This window comes from Algoriphagus faecimaris (assembly GCF_900101705.1).
Classification (GTDB): Bacteria; Bacteroidota; Bacteroidia; order Cytophagales; family Cyclobacteriaceae; genus Algoriphagus; species Algoriphagus faecimaris.
Genome location: NZ_FNAC01000021.1, coordinates 45,525 through 61,497, shown reverse-complemented (window position 1 = coordinate 61,497; position 15,973 = coordinate 45,525). Strand labels below are relative to the sequence as shown.

Sequence of the window (15,973 nt, the reverse complement as noted above, 5' to 3'; positions counted from 1 at the left end):
TAATCTTCATGAGCAAATCAACTTTCGGGATTTACATCCTTTTTGCAATTGTCTCTTTTTCTTGCCAAAGGGTTCATCAGCTCTCCGATTGGAATCAAGAAAACGTCCAAATAGCAAGAGACGAGTTTGGGGTTCCTCACATCTTTGGAAAGTCCGATGCGGATGTATCCTATGGATTGGCTTGGGCACATGCTGAAGATGATTTTGAAACTATTCAGAAAACCCTACTAGCTGGAAAAGCATTAGTCGGTAGAGTTTTTGGAGAAGAGGGTGCTGCCATTGATTTTTTTGTGCATCTTCTAGAGACAAGAGAATTGGCTAAAGAAAAATACGACTCAAGTTACTCTCCCGCTTTCAAAAAAGTACTCGAAGGCTACGCTGCCGGGATCAATGATTTTGCTTACCACCATCCCGAAGAGATTCTTTATCAGGGAGCTTTTCCTGTCACCGTCCATGACATTACGTCTGCTTACATTCTCTCCTTGGCTCAGATGTCAGGAGCAGATCAAGCTGTTCAGAAAATCTTCTCTGGTCAAGTAGACCTCCTCTCCGAGGATCCTCATCCCAAAGGCTCTAATGCCATTGCAATCCACCCTTCCCGAACAGATTCTGAAGAGGCTTTTTTGGCCATCAATTCTCATCAGCCCCTTGAAGGCCCGGTGTCTTGGTATGAAGCACATCTCCGATCTGAAGAAGGGTGGAATATGATCGGCGGCTTATTCCCCGGAGGGGCTATGATCTTTCACGGCGTCAATGAGCACTTGGGATGGGCTCATACTGTGAATTTTCCGGATTTATTGGATCTCTATCAACTGGATATAGACCCTGAAAACCCGCTCCGATACCAAGTAGATGGAGATTGGCTAGAACTCCAAGAGCGAACGATATGGCTCAAAGTAAAGATCACCGATTGGCTGACCATACCCGTTCCCAAAAAAGTATGGAAAAGTATTTTTGGTCCTACTTTAATCACCGATCAAGGTGCGTTTTCTATCAAAATGGGTGTGCTCGATCGGATAGGAGCTCCTGAACAATGGTGGCAAATGAACAAGGCTCAGAACTTTTCCCAATGGAAAGAAGCCATGAACTCCATGCAGCTGACTAGCTTCAACACTATTTACGCGGACAAGTATGACACCATATTTTTTGTGAGCAATGCACTTTTGCCAAAAAGAACAGCTGGATTTGACTATAGAGAAACTGTTTCCGGCAATACTTCCAAAACCAACTGGGACGAGTATCATGATTTCTCCGAACTTCCTCAATACCTCAACCCATCCTCCGGCTACCTTTTCAACACCAATCATAGCCCTTTTACCGGCAGTGATTCCGTAGACTTTTTGGATCCTAAAGGTTTTCCTTCTGAAATGAATTTCTCTACCCGAGAAAATAACCGATCCACTCGATTCAGAGAGCTTATGCCGAAAACAGGAACCTTGACTTGGGAAGATTTTGAACGGATTAAATTTGATGCGCAGCTTCCTGAGAAATTAGCTTTCAAAACCAACATGGATGCTCTTTTCCAACTTGACTCTACTGTCTATCCCGATATCAGTAAGCAGATCAAAATTCTAAACGAATGGGATAAATCCTCAGAAACAGCAAGTGAAGGAGCTGCTATTTTTGCCTATTGCTACTACTATTGGCGGGATAAGCTACAGCGAATGGACCGAGCGATGGATGGTCCAATCAGCGAAGCAGAAGCAGCTGAAAGCATTCAGGCTGCAAAAAAGCATTTTCTGAAGCATTTTAAAAAAGACGTAGTCCCACTCGGTGAATATCAAAAATTGATCCGAGGAGACCGTGAAATGCCCCTGTGGGGACTAGATGATGTGATCACAGCCATGAGATCAGAGCCCTGGGAAAACGGCAGGAGGAGAGGCATACAAGGGGAATCCTATATCATGATGGTTCGCTTTGGAGAAGGACTTCCAGAGATCCAAAGCATCAATGTCTACGGAGCAAGCAACAGACCTGATAGTCCTCACTATGCTGATCAAATGGATAGATTTCTCCAGCGAGACTTGAAAAAAATGAGCTTGGATTCAGCTTCAGTTATGAAAACTGCCAAACGAATATATCATCCTGGAAAAATTAGCATCCAAAAAAATCAAATCAAATGAAGATCAAAAGGCCGAAAAGCATCCAACATGGGGTCAGAGGGATCAAGCTCCGTGACAAGGGTATGAACCGCTGTGAGATCGCAAGTTTGGAACTTTTGAACAGAATGTAACTTGTCCGAAACCGAAAGAATAATGGTCTTTTTGGCAGCCCTGATCATGGCCCGCTTGACCTGAATCACCTCCCAATCAAACTCCGTGAGCCCAGCCTCTGCATCCAGATATCCTGTCCCTAGTATACAAAGATCCACCCGAAGCTGATTCAAGGCATTGACTACTGTACCCCCCACCGCAAACTTCGCCTCGTGAAGGAGCTTGCCTCCCAAAAATATGACTTCCACCTCGGGTAGCTCCAAAAGCTGCATGGCCACATGAAGACTTGGGGTGAACACAGTCAGTGGCAATTTTCTTGGGATCATCTTTGCCACCTCCATATTGGTCGTCCCGCCACTCATCAGGACAACCTGACCCTCAGAAAGTAAGGAAACTGTCTTTTCGGCAATCTGTATTTTCTTAGACTGCAAGTAGATATTCCCATCGTCTTTGGTGAAGTTCATAAAGCCAAAAGAAGTGGCACCACCATGTACTTTTTTTAGCTTTTTCTCCTTGGCGAGTTCCTTTACATCCCTGCGTACCGTATCGATGGATACATCGAGGAAGTCCGCCAGGTCATTGAGCAAAACACGGTGATGGAGATGAACTTGGTCAAGGATATATTTTTGGCGTTCTTCTTTTAACATGGGGTCTATCGTTAGAATTGAAAGCTACTAAAAACAGCAAAAACTTGCAAAAAGTAGAATAAATACCGACTCACTCGCAAAAAATAGCGGTGATTCCTTCCCAATCCTGCGTTTTTCTAGGTAGTTTAGAGCATTGAAGAATTACCCTAGCTATGAAACCATTCCTACTCAGAAACAGCCTCTCACTGCTTTCGATGACTCTGCTCAGTTTGAGCTTCCTGTCTTGTAGTCCTAAATTAAGTCAGGCGACTTTCCGGATTATTGACAAACCCATCACGTGGAATACTGAGCGAGAAGCGCTTTCCCTTCAATACCTAAAGGAGAGACATGGCCTAGACAAAACTACTCCAACCATTGATCCTCAGATGGTCGTCGTGCATTGGACGGCTATTGATAATGTGGAAGTCACTTTTGACGTGTTTGATGCTCCCACCCTTGGTGGACGGGACGATCTTACCGGGGCGAGTAATCTGAATGTTTCCAGTCAATTCCTGATCGATCGGGACGGGACGATTTTTAGGCTTTTACCCGATACGGCTTTTGCTAGACATACCATCGGTCTCAATTACTGCGCTATCGGAATTGAAAATGTGGGCGGGCCTGACGCGCCCTTGACCAAAGCCCAACTTAAAGCCAATGAACAGTTAATCCGTTACCTGAGCAAGAAATATCCCGATATCGATTATGTCATCGGGCATCATGAATATCAACTTTTCCAAGAAACCGAGCTCTGGAAAGAAGCAGATCCCGACTACCGAACGATGAAAACCGATCCGGGAGATGCTTTCATGAATGAGCTTCGCAAGAAGCTGACTGACTTAAACTTAAAGCCCATTCCTCAACTCTAAAGAAATGAAGCTAAGGCAGCACTTATTCTTTTGGGCTATTTTATTGGCTTCATTGTCGGCCTGCAAAACCCAAAAAGTACCCTCTGAAAATAGGCAAAGCAGCTCAGAGATTGGAAAAAAACCTCCTTTGGTTGAGGCAAGCAAATTTCCTGAGAAAACCCTCTCCAAATCTCCTGTAGCCCTACTCCCTCTAAACTATTCACTTCCAGAAATCCCAAGAGAATTTCGGGGCGTTTGGATCGCCACAGTGGTCAATATTGATTGGCCAGAAGCAGGCACAGACCCCTGGCCAAAGCAAAAGAGCGATTTTATAGCGCTCTTGGATCATTACAAAAAGCTCAATTTCAATGCTGTCATCGTCCAAGTTCGGACTGCGGGAGATGCTTTTTATCCCAGTCGCTATGCCCCATGGTCTCGCTATTTGACCGGTAAGGAGGGAAAAGCTCCAAATACTACAGAAAACCCTCTCACTTGGATGATCAAGCAAGCCCATGACCGGGGCTTAGAATTTCATGCTTGGCTCAACCCCTATAGAGCCACCTTCGATGACAAAACCAATCTACTCAGTTCGGAGCATGATTTCAACCTCCACAGAGACTGGATGCTTAAATACGGAAGCAAATACTATTATGATCCGGGAATGCCTGCTGTCAAGGAAAAATTGGTAGCCGTCATCAAAGAGTTGGTGGAAAATTACAGCATCGACGCTATTCATTTTGACGATTATTTTTATCCCTATAAAATCGGAAATCAGGTTTTTCCAGACCAGAAAAGTTATACTCAATACAAAAAACCTGGACAATCCCTTGAGGACTGGCGCAGGCAAAATGTCAATGAACTGATTCGGGCTGCCCATGAGGTAATCAAAAACACCAAGCCTTGGGTACAGTTTGGCATTTCCCCATTTGGAGTATGGAGAAATAGCGACAAAGACCCCAAGGGCTCCTCTACTCGGGCAGGACAAACCAACTTTGATGATCTCTATGCCGACCCACTGGCTTGGATGCAAAACGGCTGGATCGACTACCTCATCCCTCAAATCTATTGGAGCATGGACTACGATCTTGCGAGCTATCAGAAGCTCAATGACTGGTGGTCAGCCAACAGTTTTGGCACCAATGTCTACATCGGAAATGGTCCCTACAAGATTCGCGATAATGCCGACAAAGCCTGGGAAAATCCCCGGGAGATCAACAATCAGGTTAACTACACTCGCACACTCCCCACTATTCAAGGAAATGCCTTTTTCTCTGCCAAATCTCTCTTTTCCAAAAATCAGGACGTGGCCAATCTACTTCAGGAGGAACTGTACGATAGACCCACTTTACCTCCGGCTTTTGAGCCAAAGATGACCTCAATCATCGAAACACCCTCTGTATTTCAAGTGGAAGCTACTCAAGATTGGACTAGAATCACGTTGGAAAAACCACTGGACCCGGCCATTCGCTATGCCATGATTCAGGGTGCAGATGAGTTGACCGATTTATCCGATGCAGAAATCCACACCGTCTGGGTCGGTGGCACACGTGCCCGTCAGCTTGAGGTAAGTAGTTTGCATACCAATTATTTGGCCGTAAGATGGATCGATCATTACGGTCGCATAGTACAAACACAGGTTTTTCAAACTCCAAAAAAGACTCGTCCATGAAAGACATGCTTGTGAGGCTTTTGAATCTTCCCGATTGTAGTGAAGAAGCTCATAAACTCCTCAAAAAGGAAAACATACATTTTCGCAAAGCAATTGCGCCCGAAAAACACCTGGTCTGCACTTGGGTACTCGAGCAATTTGGGGAGTATTGGAAATCCGAAGTCGAAGTGGCCTTTTCCCGCCAACCGGTCTCCTGCTGGATTGCTCAGCGTGAAAATGAGATTTTGGGTTTTGCCTGCTATGAAAGTACCGCTCGAAATTTCTTTGGTCCTACCGGCACCTTAGAATCGGAGCGTGGAAAAGGAATCGGTAAAATCCTTCTGATCAAATCCCTAATGTCACTCAGAGAAATGGGCTATGCCTATGCCATCATCGGTGGGGTGGGGCCTGCCGAATTTTACACCAAAGCTGTGGGAGCCAAGCTGATTGAAGGATCAGAAATCAGCCTCTACCAGCATTTACTACGAAAATCATGATCCAAAAATCCCCTAAAAACCCATGGATCTGGGTTCCATCCCTTTATCTCACCGAGTCTTTACCCTATGTCATTATCATCACGGTTTCGGTAGTGATGTATAAAAGTCTGGGCGTTTCCAATGCAGACATCGGTCTTTATACCTCATTTCTCTATTTACCCTGGGTGATCAAACCGATCTGGAGCCCGATTCTGGAGCTTTTTGGAAATAAAAAACAATGGTTTTTAAGTATGCAGCTGATCCTTTCTCTTGTCTTTCTGGCGGTAGGGCTGACAACGGGAGTCAATCAGTTTTTCCTGATTACACTTGCTTTTTTTTGGATGGGAGCCTTTGCCTCCGCCACTAATGATATTGCCTCAGATGGATTGTATCTGATTGCATTAAAACCCGATCAACAAAGCTTTTTCGTAGGAATGCGAAGTACTTTTTATCGAGTGGGAATGATCACTGGACAAGGCTTGATCGTAATATTTGCAGGCTATCTGGAGGAGGAATTTGGAAATCCAGCCCAAGCCTGGTCCTGGACCATGATAGCGGTATCAGGACTCATGCTCCTGCTTACAGGGATCAATTACCTCGCCACTCCGAAAGTGATCGAAGCGCGAATCGCAAAAGTAGACCGACCTAGCTTTGGAAAGGTGTTCGAGACTTTTTTCACTAAGAAAAATATCGGTTTGTCGCTAGCATTTGTACTTCTCTACCGATTGGGTGAGTCTCAGCTGGTCAAAATGGCCTCTCCCTTCTTTCTGGACACAAGAGAAGTCGGCGGCTTGGGACTTAGTGTGACTGAAGTCGGTTATTTGTATGGAACTTTAGGCGTGATAGCCTTATTGGCAGGAGGTATTATTGGGGGAATTTTGATTTCCAGAGATGGTCTAGGCAAATGGATGATTCCTATGGTCATTGCTATCAATGCCCCCAATCTCGGCTATGTGCTGCTCTCTTGGGTTCAGCCAGAATCCTTTATTTTCCCAGCCACTGTAGTTCTTATCGAGCAACTCGGTTATGGGTTTGGCTTTGCAGCCTATATGGTATTCCTCATTTATTTGGCCGAAGGACTATTCAAAACTGCGCATTACGCTTTAGCTACGGGTTTTATGGCATTGGGAATGATGTTGCCAGGAATGATTTCTGGCTACATGCAAGAGTGGTTGGGCTATCCTGGCTTCTTTGTCTGGGTGGTGATAGCCACGATTCCCAGCTTTGTGATGGCTTTTGCGGCGAAATACCCAAGGGAGTTTGGGAAAAAGGTTTCTTGATTTACGAATTACGATTTACGAGGTACGATTGCTTGTCAGGCTGAGCGGAGTCGAAGCCAATTAAACTTAGATTCATTTGCTATATTTAGGCGGGAGTGCAGACACTCCCTTAGGCCTTATTACACCATGAATAAATCCCAAAAAATCGCCCAATGCTTTTCTCCTGCAGCTTTCATCCATGATTCAGAAGAGAATTATCAGGCTATAGAAAAATTGATTCAAGAGCAGGAAATCGGCGGCTTGACTTTTTTCCATAGCCGATATTCTGCAGCGGCTAATTTTGAAAAACGAGCAGAATCACTGAAAACCGAAGGTACTTTCGAGAAACTCGTAGAGCTGATCAATCGCTATCAAGCCCATTCCAAAATACCATTGTTGATCAGCATTGACGGGGAATATGGTCTCGCAATGCGGATCGAAAAAACACCTCAATATCCTTTTGCAATTACATTGGGAGCGTTGAAAAAAGATCCTGAAAAATGGGTGAAAGAAGTCGGCTATCGAATGGGCATGGATATGAAGCGGTCCGGAATTCACTTGAACTTGGCTCCCTGCGCTGATGTGAATACCAATCCGGAAAATCCCGTAATTGGCTATCGCTCCTTTGGAGATGATGTAGAGAAAGCCGCCAAACTTTCCTTTGCAACTTATTCTGGAATGAAAAAAGCGGGGATTGGAGCCTGTTTGAAGCATTTCCCCGGACATGGGGACACAGCTGTGGACTCGCATTTAGGATTGCCGATTTTACAAAAATCTAAAGAGGAACTCAAGGCAGAAGAACTCTTGCCCTTTCAATATGGAATTGATCGCGGCATAGAAATGATCATGGTGGGCCACTTAGCCGTACCTGCGCTGACTGGAGGAAAAGACATTCCTGCCAGCATCAGTCGCGAACTGATCACCAATTTGCTCAAAAATGAAATGGGATTTAAAGGGCTCGTGATCTCCGATGCGCTAAATATGAAAGCTGTGGCCAATCTCTACCCCAAGCCTGGAGAGCTTGAATGGCAGGCCTTTCATGCCGGAAATGATATTTTGTGTTTTTCTGATCATGTAAAGGAAGGGATTGAAAAAATCGGCCAAATGGCTTCAGATGCGGAAGTCGATGAGGTTTTTGGAAAAGTGATGGACTTGAAAAAGCGATTGGGTGTGATGGAAAGCAAGTCTATTGAAGTTCCTGCCTTCGATTGGGAAAGTCATTCCCAACTCCAAAAGGATCTGGCAGAAAACTATGTGTCGGTGATTTCAGGGGAAATTAATCCCGCTGAACTTAAGACTTTGGCAGAAGGCGGAAAGCTGGGTTACCGGGAATTTTTCACCCAAAGCCCAAGTCACTTTTCGCAAGAGCTCAATTTATCATCCTTGCCAATCGACCAAGCTGAAAAAGTAATTTTAGGCGTTTTTGTCCCAAGTCACAAGCCTCTAAATCAGTTTGGAATGGATCAGGCTGTACTGGACGAAATCAAGGCATTGGAAAAAAGTAAGCCTTGTATTTTGGTTCATTTTGGAAATCCTTTGGCCTTAAAGCACCTAGGAAAATTGGAAGATTTTCAAGCGGTGATTTGCGGATATCAGGCCTTTGAGGAGGTGCAAAAAGTGGTAGTCCAAACCCTCCAAGGGCTTTAGATCCCTTGGAGGGTTGGAGAGTTTTGTTTTAAAATTCCCCCATTCTTGTAGGACTTTGCTCCAGGGAATTGTAATTTGAAAATCAACTCTTTGAACACATTTTTATGAGCAAAAAATTCCGAAGGCCAGGAGTTTACATCAAGGAAATCAGCACCTTGCCTAAGACAATCATTCAAGTCCCTACTGCCCTACCTGCCTTTATTGGCTACACAGAAATAGCGATTCACGAGGGACAATCAGCCTTAAACACACCAGTTAGGGTAAATTCCCTCGCAGAATATAAAGCTAAGTTTGGTGAAAATTACCAACCGATTTTCGAACTCCTTCCGGCAATAGCTGATGATCCTCACCCGATCATTATTGATGGGGTATCAAAATCTATCATCCTAAAAGCCAATCAAAAAGCCTACCTGTACCTCAGCGTACGGGATTTCTTTTACAACGGAGGTGGGAGCTGCTACATCATTTCCGTCGGAACCTATGCTGATCAGAATGAAGTCTTGATCAAACGAGAAGAACTCTTGGGAACAGCTTCGTCAACTCCAGCAGGGATAAAGGCATTAGGAGCTGAAAAAGAACCCAGTTTGGTATTGATTCCAGATGCTGTCGAGCTTGGAAATGAGGCTTTCCCGGTATATCAAGAAATGTTAAGAACATGCGAACAAGACCAAAAACGATTCGCCATCATGGATATTCCTGATGGGTTTTTAGAGCGGACAGCTGAGAGGGATATCATCGAAGAGTTCCGGACAGGGATCGGAAATCAGCATTTGAGTTTTGGAGCGGCCTATTATCCTTGGCTAAATAGACCTGCAAGTGATTTTAACCTTAGCTACAAAAATTTAGACTCCTCGATCGCCTTAGATGAGATTTTACTTGAACCAGCAGCGCAGCAATTTTTGAGTAGCAATACTAAAACTGACCCAAATTTTCACAGATCCTTGGAAATCCTGAGCCCCACCTATAAATCAATCCTTCAAGGAATGGCAAAAAAATTAAGTGCTTTCCCCAGTTCAGGAGCCGTTTCCGGAGCCTACAGCATGACGGATACTAGCCGGGGCATATGGAAAGCGCCCGCCAATGTTTCTCTATCAGGTTTTACAGAACCCTCTATTACAATCAATTCTTCTCAACAGGAAGATTTAAACGCAGGTGGTTTATCGGGGAAATCCATTAACGCCATCCGACTTTTTACAGGAAGAGGAGTCCTAATCTGGGGAGCCAGAACTCTCGCAGGAAATGACAATGAGTGGCGCTATGTGCCGGTCCGTAGAACAGCCATCATGATTGAGCAATCCATCAAAAAAGCTTTAGGAGATTGGAGCGTCGAAGCCAATAATTCCAGCACTTGGAACGCCGTGAAAATGAGTTGTGAAAATTTTATGGTAGCACTCTGGAGACAAGGAGGACTCGCCGGAGCCAAAGCCGAGGATGCCTTCTTTGTGCGTGTTGGATTAGGTCAGACCATGAGTCCACAAGATATCTTAGATAATCTATTAAAAGTAGAAATTGGTATAGCCATGATTCGTCCTGCTGAATTTATTGTCATTAGGATTAGTCAAGTGATGGATTAGGTTATTTTAATTGGGTTTCGATGTAAAAAATTATGCTCTTATTCGAAACTTCCTCGAATTAACTCCCTAAAAAATGACAAAACCCTCCAAAGAATTACATCCTTGGAGGGTTCTATTTTTTACTCCTCTACCGAAAATCTATACTCAATCTGATGCTCGTATTTTTCGCCTGGATTTAAAACTGGGCTGGGAAAGTTTTCATGATTGATCGCATCGGGCCAGTTTTGAGAAAATACCTTTTCCCATTTGCTAATTGGAAAAGTTTAAATCAATTACTTTGAGAAATGTATCCAAGTGATTACATTTACGTATGTTTCTTCTGGAGAAAACCCCGGAATTCGATAAATGGCTTAAAAAACTAAAGGATAGAAAAGCCAAGGCTAAAATCCTCTTGAGACTACAACGAGTGGAAGCGGGGAACTTAGGAGACATTTCCGCTGTGGGTGAAGGAATAGAAGAATTTCGGGTCCACTATGGTCCGGGATACAGAATTTATTTTAGAAGACAGGGAGAAAGAATTATACTCTTACTTATTGGCGGTGATAAGAGTTCTCAAGAATTTGACATCAAAAAAGCGAAGTCCCTCTGGAATCAATAAAAGGAAAACTAATATGAACACCACAAAATTTGAAATTGCAGAGTACCTCCATGATGAAGAAATTGTCCATGAGTACCTGAATACCGTGCTCGAAGAAGGAAATGCTCAAGAAATTGTCGTCGCATTGGGGCATATTGCTAAAGCCATAGGAATGACCCAAATTGCTGAACGAACCGGACTTAGTCGACCAAGTCTCTACAAGGCCCTTTCTCCTAATTCCAAACCTCAGTTTGATACAATTTTAAAAGTAATTCGAGCAATTAGGGAGAAATTGCAATTGAAGACAAGTCTGTGATTTTTTCAAACTTAATTCGGAATATGCCCGAATTTTCACCTATAAGAACAAAAGCCTCTCAGGGATTTTACACCTTAGAGGCTTCTTTTCTTTACTCCTCTACCGAAAATCTATACTCAATCTGATGCTCGTATTTTTCGCCTGGATTTAAAACTGGGCTGGGAAAGTTTTTATGATTGATCGCATCGGGCCAGTTTTGGGACTCAAGACAAAATCCCCAATGCTTATCATAGATTTTGCCGTCCGCACCTGCAAAGTCAGACAGAAAGTTTCCCGTGTAAAACTGCACTCCCAAATTGTTTGAATACATATCCAGCACCCGGCCGGATTCAGGATGACGAACGCGCACGAAGTGTTTCATTTCATCTGATTTTTCCATTTTCATCACCATGTTGTGATCAAACCCTTCTCCATTGGTAGCAATCTGATCCCCCAGAATTTTGGGACTACGAAAGTCAAAAGCGGTACCTGTTACATCTTTTACTTCGCCCGTGGGAATCAACCCTTCATCGACAGGGGTATAGGCATCTGCCCAAAACTGGAATTCATGATCCAGAACATCCCTTTTCACTCCACCTAAGTTAAAGTAAGTGTGATTGGTCAGATTGACTATCGTTTTTTGATCTGTCGTCGCTTCAAAGCGAATTCGAAGGGTATTATCATGGGTCAACTCAATCCACTGCGTAGTCTGCAAAGTCCCAGGATACCCTTCCTCACCGTCAGGACTAGTATAGCTCATTTTTACTCCAATTACTTTCTCATCAGAATAAGGCTCGGACTGCCATACTTTCTTATTAAACCCTTCTGATCCTCCATGTAGATGATTTTCTCCGTTGTTTTGTGCCAAAGTGTAAGTTTGATCATCCAGTTCAAACTCTCCCTTGGCAATTCGGTTGGCCACCCGTCCAGCTGTAGCACCGAAAAATGGATTTTCCTTGGTCAAAAATTCCTCTACCGTATCAAAGGTTAAGGTGATATTCTCTTGATTTCCGTCTTTGTCCGGGGTGATGATTTTGGTGATTACCCCTCCATAATTAGTGAGCTCCACCTGCATGTTACCGTTATCCAATAGGTATTTGGAAACAGATTCACCTTGGTGCTCCGTGACTTTTTCTGCTTTGATCATAAGTTTGATTTCTTCTTTAATAGGTTCTTGTGTAGGTTTCTGAGTACAGGACCAAGCCAGTAAAAGCAAAAGACCTGTATTAACAATTAATTTGATTTTCATAGGGTTTTGGGTTATTTACAGCTTCGTATTTAAAAAAAAACAGCAAGTCGGTTTTTCTAAATTCTATTGTCAATCTTACAGCTTTTCATTAGCCAAGCAGCTTTGAGTTTTACACTTCTCCAGCCGGGTGTCATCAGGTACAGCATTTAGAAAAACCTTATTTCCGTTCATGATTTTTTTCAATTCGATCCAGTTCTTCCTGTAGCTTTTCCCCAGTGATCCATTTTCCCCCTATGGCCAACCCCAGTGGTTTTTGCATGGTCTTGAGATTCTCTAATGGGTTTTCCTTCACCATCACAAAGTCGGCAGACATCCCTTCCTTGATCATTCCCCAATTTGCCTCCGCATTCATGTACTTGGCGGGCTCTACTGAACCTGTCTTCAAAATTTCATAATTTGACATTCCTGCCTCAGACATCAACTCGATCTCATGATGAATAGAGAAGCCGGGCACATTGAATACTTGAGGTGAATCCGAGGCCATGATCATCGGCACACCAGCTCGATGAAGCTCCATGAATAGACGATTTCGGAAAGCCAAATAAGGCGCTACAAATTCCCGGTCCAGCATCCCTGCCCGTTCCAATTGTTTTTTGGTATTTACCCATTGCTGAATCAGCGGACCTGGCAAATATTTCATCTCGGGAGCCAGACGAAATTCATCTGCTGGAATGTAACCGAAATATCGATCAAAAAGCGTCAGCGTTGGCGCAATATAGGTTCCCTGCTGAAGGGTTTTAACGATCAAATCGGGAAGTTTTTCCATCAGCACTTGATCGGCTAGTTTTAAATTAAACGGTCCTGAAGTAGTCGGATCGATCTCCAAATCATCAGGTAAAAGTCCCTCGAGGTAGCCGTCCATGTGTTCCACAGATTTAAACCCCGATCCCAGGGCATTTTCAATTCCCACCGCCAATGGAACGTGACCACCGAATGGAATATTTTCTTCTTTGGCCGTTTTTGCGATTTCCCACATCTCATCCAATTCCACACCGGGATGGATTTTCAAATGATCGTATCCTGCTTTCTTTTGATCGATCACCATCTGAGCAGCTTGCTCTGGACTGCTGACCGAGTTGCCATTAAAAGATGGTCCAGCTATATAAACCCTTGGCCCTTCCGTTTCCCCTGATTGTACCATCCTTTTCAGTTCCAAATGGCTGGGGTGGCCTAGCATACTCCGAATCCGCAATACTCCATTAGCCAAGTACAACCACATGGATTCTTCCTGAAGCTGGGTACTTCCATCATTGGCAACTGGTAGATGTGCATGAAACTCTGCCAAGCCGGGAAAAATGTAAGCTCCGTTTCCATCGATTACCTGATCGGCACTCATTCGGGGAGTCTGAGCGGTAAGCGGGATGATTTTTTGAATTTTCCCTTCTGAAATATAGAGCGCTTGATCCTTCAATACCTGATCATTTTCCATGCTGATCACATGGACATTGGTTACCAAAAGATCTTGAGCTTCCACAGCAAAAGCCGAATAGAAAATCAACAAAAGAGAAATTACATAGTATCGCATAGTTAGGTGATATTGGGTGCGCAATGAATTTCGCCCTTTCATTTTTCGAAACCAATCCGGTGGTGGAATTTTTTGAATGGAAAGAAAAAGATCAACAGTAGCTGAGATATTTACGCCTCCTTCGAATCCCACTGAGTATGGTAAAACTTCCCACTTGGATCATCCTTGCGCTTATAAGTATGCGCCCCGAAATAATCCCGCTGAGCTTGAATCATGGAGGCACTCGATTCGGCAGTAATTCTACCCAAAATATAATTGATCCCGGCACTCATCACCGGCAGGGCAAATCCATGTGAAATACCCAAACCAACGAGTTCAGCCAAAGCTTTTCTGTCCAAGATCACAGAATCTTTGATTCCTTCGATTTCAAAAAAGGAATCAATATAGTTTTCAGAAATCTGCTCCATCAAACCTGATCGGATAATACAGCCATTCGTCCAAATCCTGGCGATTTCGTGAAAATTAAGTCCCCAATTTTTTTCCTCGGATACACTTTTCATCAAACGAAACCCCACTTCATGATTGATAATTCTAGCCAATGAATAGGCTTTTTTAATTTTGGGGAGCCAAGCCTCCAAAGAGTCCTTGATCGGTAAAAAATCATGTTGCAGCGTTTCAGCAAGCGCCATTCGCAAGGCCTTAGATCCAGAGACTCCTCGTGCATTTACGGCCTCGGATAAGGGACTGTAAGGGATCCCAAACTCCAAAGCTGTCGTGATTGACCAGCCTCCCGTTCCTTTTTGGCCCGCCTGATCCAAAATTTGATCCAAAACCAATTCTTCATTTTCCTTAAAAAGTAAAATATCAGCAGTGATTTCCAGCAAATAAGATTTCAAATCACCTTTATTCCAATCCGAATAAATCGCCGAAACTTCTTCCGGAGTACACCCAAAACCAAATCGAAGGATATGGGTCAATTCTGCTAAAACCTGCATCTCTCCATATTCGATAGAGTTATGCACCATTTTGATAAAATGTCCCGATCCACCAGGACCGACATAAGTGACACAGGGTTTACCCTTTTTATCCTTTGCTGAAATCCTTCCCAAAAAATCCTCCACCATGGCATAGCCTTCAGCATTTCCTCCCGGCATGATCGAAGGCCCTCTTCTAGCTCCCTCCTCACCTCCAGACACTCCCATAGGGAGAAAGTGCATTCCTGCTTCCTGTAGCCTTTGGACTCTTCGCTCAGAATCTTTATAAAAAGAATTCCCGCCGTCTATCATGAGGTCACCTTTATCAAGTTTGGACAAAAGCACATCCAATTGATGGTCTATTGCTGTCCCTGCAGGTATCATCATCAATATTTTTCGAGGTTTTTCCAAGGAGCCCAAGAAAGCTTCTAAATTCTCAAAAGCACGCATATTCGAAAACTCCGGATGCTCTTCAAGAACTTTCTGGGCCACTCCTTCTTCTTTGCCTTCTACATAGCGATTATAGACGGAGACAGGGACTCCCTTTTCCGCCAAATTTAAAGCTAGACTTTTTCCCATCACCCCCATTCCAATCACCCCTATTTTCATATGCATAGGATTTGATAGTAGGTAGTGAATGGCTGATGAAAGCATTTCCTCTGGAGACTGATCGATCGAAAGATGAAAACCATAAGCGGGATTCTCCCAAGTAGCCAATTGGGAATCCAGCATCTCTGCTTTCATGTAGTGATTCTTTCTTGCCAGCATCCTAGCCCATATCAGCTCTCTATCACCTTTCAGATGAATCCATCTCAAATTTTCTGAAGCAGACAAAAGCTTCCTGTAAGATTCTTTGAGGGCAGAGCAAGCCAATACAGCGCCTCCAGTTTTCTCAGATTCCTCTAGTTTTTTGGCTAATGCCAAAAGCCACGGCCTACGATCCTCATCATTCAGAGGCGTACCCTGACTCATTTTTGCGATGTTTTCGGCCGGATGAAAATCATCCGCATCAAAAAATGGAAGATGAAAACGCTCAGAAAGTGCTGTTCCAAGGGTAGTTTTTCCGGTACCGGATACCCCGGTGACGATGATTATCATGATTAGGCTGGGTTAGGATAGGTT

13 protein-coding genes are annotated in these 15,973 nt (G+C 43.8%); 9 read left to right on the top strand and 4 right to left on the bottom strand.

Annotation, left to right across the window (positions count from 1 at the left end; genetic code table 11):
* The first annotated feature begins 8 nt into the window (after nucleotides 1-8).
* Entirely contained in the window at nucleotides 9-2,123 is a 2,115-nt protein-coding gene (locus BLQ57_RS12130) for a penicillin acylase family protein (RefSeq protein ID WP_087939657.1), read from the top strand.
* On the opposite strand, the gene BLQ57_RS12125 is transcribed toward BLQ57_RS12130, so the two are convergent.
* The gene (locus BLQ57_RS12125; protein WP_087939658.1) at nucleotides 2,111-2,860 is read right to left on the bottom strand and encodes a DeoR/GlpR family DNA-binding transcription regulator; all 750 of its coding nucleotides are present in this window, start codon (nucleotides 2,858-2,860) and stop codon (nucleotides 2,111-2,113) included. The genes BLQ57_RS12130 and BLQ57_RS12125 overlap by 13 nt on opposite strands.
* Nucleotides 2,861-3,054: 194 nt before the next feature.
* Between BLQ57_RS12125 and BLQ57_RS12120 the strand changes: the two genes are divergently transcribed.
* The 8 genes from BLQ57_RS12120 to BLQ57_RS12085 all read left to right on the top strand — a co-directional run bounded on the left by BLQ57_RS12120 (nucleotide 3,055) and on the right by BLQ57_RS12085 (nucleotide 11,184).
* A complete protein-coding gene (locus BLQ57_RS12120; protein ID WP_087939659.1) occupies nucleotides 3,055-3,708 on the top strand; it encodes an N-acetylmuramoyl-L-alanine amidase in 654 nt (217 codons plus the stop codon).
* Between the two features lie 4 nt (nucleotides 3,709-3,712).
* Complete coding sequence (locus BLQ57_RS12115) at nucleotides 3,713-5,356, top strand: glycoside hydrolase family 10-like protein (protein WP_087939660.1); 1,644 nt, start codon at nucleotides 3,713-3,715, stop codon at nucleotides 5,354-5,356.
* Nucleotides 5,353-5,832 carry a GNAT family N-acetyltransferase gene (locus BLQ57_RS12110; protein ID WP_087939661.1) on the top strand — a complete coding sequence of 160 codons (480 nt, stop codon included), beginning with the start codon at nucleotides 5,353-5,355 and terminating at the stop codon, nucleotides 5,830-5,832. Before BLQ57_RS12115 ends, BLQ57_RS12110 begins: the two co-directional genes overlap by 4 nt.
* Nucleotides 5,829-7,091 carry an MFS transporter gene (locus tag BLQ57_RS12105; RefSeq protein WP_087939662.1) on the top strand — a complete coding sequence of 421 codons (1,263 nt, stop codon included), beginning with the start codon at nucleotides 5,829-5,831 and terminating at the stop codon, nucleotides 7,089-7,091. Before BLQ57_RS12110 ends, BLQ57_RS12105 begins: the two co-directional genes overlap by 4 nt.
* A 126-nt stretch (nucleotides 7,092-7,217) precedes the next feature.
* Nucleotides 7,218-8,717, top strand: a complete 1,500-nt coding sequence (locus BLQ57_RS12100) for a glycoside hydrolase family 3 protein (RefSeq protein WP_087939663.1) — start codon at nucleotides 7,218-7,220, stop codon at nucleotides 8,715-8,717.
* 104 nt (nucleotides 8,718-8,821) lie between these two features.
* Nucleotides 8,822-10,291 carry a phage tail sheath family protein gene (locus BLQ57_RS12095; protein ID WP_087939664.1) on the top strand — a complete coding sequence of 490 codons (1,470 nt, stop codon included), beginning with the start codon at nucleotides 8,822-8,824 and terminating at the stop codon, nucleotides 10,289-10,291.
* Between the two features lie 310 nt (nucleotides 10,292-10,601).
* Nucleotides 10,602-10,889, top strand: coding sequence for a type II toxin-antitoxin system RelE/ParE family toxin (locus BLQ57_RS12090; protein WP_087939665.1), 288 nt, complete (start codon nucleotides 10,602-10,604; stop codon nucleotides 10,887-10,889).
* A gap of 13 nt (nucleotides 10,890-10,902) precedes the next feature.
* On the top strand, nucleotides 10,903-11,184 hold the full coding sequence (locus BLQ57_RS12085) for an addiction module antidote protein (protein WP_087939666.1): 282 nt from the start codon (nucleotides 10,903-10,905) through the stop codon (nucleotides 11,182-11,184).
* Between the two features lie 91 nt (nucleotides 11,185-11,275).
* Here BLQ57_RS12085 and BLQ57_RS12080 read toward each other — a convergent pair whose 3' ends face one another.
* The 3 genes from BLQ57_RS12080 to gndA all read right to left on the bottom strand — a co-directional run bounded on the left by BLQ57_RS12080 (nucleotide 11,276) and on the right by gndA (nucleotide 15,949).
* Nucleotides 11,276-12,412 (bottom strand): aldose epimerase family protein, encoded by a 1,137-nt coding sequence (locus tag BLQ57_RS12080; RefSeq protein WP_205635624.1) that lies wholly within the window; start codon nucleotides 12,410-12,412, stop codon nucleotides 11,276-11,278.
* Nucleotides 12,413-12,569: 157 nt separating this feature from the next.
* On the bottom strand, nucleotides 12,570-13,937 hold the full coding sequence (locus BLQ57_RS12075) for an amidohydrolase family protein (RefSeq protein ID WP_087939703.1): 1,368 nt from the start codon (nucleotides 13,935-13,937) through the stop codon (nucleotides 12,570-12,572).
* A gap of 110 nt (nucleotides 13,938-14,047) precedes the next feature.
* Entirely contained in the window at nucleotides 14,048-15,949 is a 1,902-nt protein-coding gene (gndA, locus tag BLQ57_RS12070) for an NADP-dependent phosphogluconate dehydrogenase (RefSeq protein ID WP_087939667.1), read from the bottom strand.
* Nucleotides 15,950-15,973: the final 24 nt, after the last annotated feature.

What these genes read in the sequence shown, in the direction of transcription:
- BLQ57_RS12130 (WP_087939657.1), top strand. Translation starts at nt 9, where the DNA reads ATGAGCAAATCAACTTTCGGGATTTACATCCTTTTTGCAATTGTCTCT.
- BLQ57_RS12125 (WP_087939658.1), bottom strand. Translation starts at nt 2,860, where the DNA reads ATGTTAAAAGAAGAACGCCAAAAATATATCCTTGACCAAGTTCATCTC.
- BLQ57_RS12120 (WP_087939659.1), top strand. Translation starts at nt 3,055, where the DNA reads ATGACTCTGCTCAGTTTGAGCTTCCTGTCTTGTAGTCCTAAATTAAGT.
- BLQ57_RS12115 (WP_087939660.1), top strand. Translation starts at nt 3,713, where the DNA reads ATGAAGCTAAGGCAGCACTTATTCTTTTGGGCTATTTTATTGGCTTCA.
- BLQ57_RS12110 (WP_087939661.1), top strand. Translation starts at nt 5,353, where the DNA reads ATGAAAGACATGCTTGTGAGGCTTTTGAATCTTCCCGATTGTAGTGAA.
- BLQ57_RS12105 (WP_087939662.1), top strand. Translation starts at nt 5,829, where the DNA reads ATGATCCAAAAATCCCCTAAAAACCCATGGATCTGGGTTCCATCCCTT.
- BLQ57_RS12100 (WP_087939663.1), top strand. Translation starts at nt 7,218, where the DNA reads ATGAATAAATCCCAAAAAATCGCCCAATGCTTTTCTCCTGCAGCTTTC.
- BLQ57_RS12095 (WP_087939664.1), top strand. Translation starts at nt 8,822, where the DNA reads ATGAGCAAAAAATTCCGAAGGCCAGGAGTTTACATCAAGGAAATCAGC.
- BLQ57_RS12090 (WP_087939665.1), top strand. Translation starts at nt 10,602, where the DNA reads ATGTTTCTTCTGGAGAAAACCCCGGAATTCGATAAATGGCTTAAAAAA.
- BLQ57_RS12085 (WP_087939666.1), top strand. Translation starts at nt 10,903, where the DNA reads ATGAACACCACAAAATTTGAAATTGCAGAGTACCTCCATGATGAAGAA.
- BLQ57_RS12080 (WP_205635624.1), bottom strand. Translation starts at nt 12,412, where the DNA reads ATGAAAATCAAATTAATTGTTAATACAGGTCTTTTGCTTTTACTGGCT.
- BLQ57_RS12075 (WP_087939703.1), bottom strand. Translation starts at nt 13,937, where the DNA reads ATGCGATACTATGTAATTTCTCTTTTGTTGATTTTCTATTCGGCTTTT.
- gndA (WP_087939667.1), bottom strand. Translation starts at nt 15,949, where the DNA reads ATGATAATCATCGTCACCGGGGTATCCGGTACCGGAAAAACTACCCTT.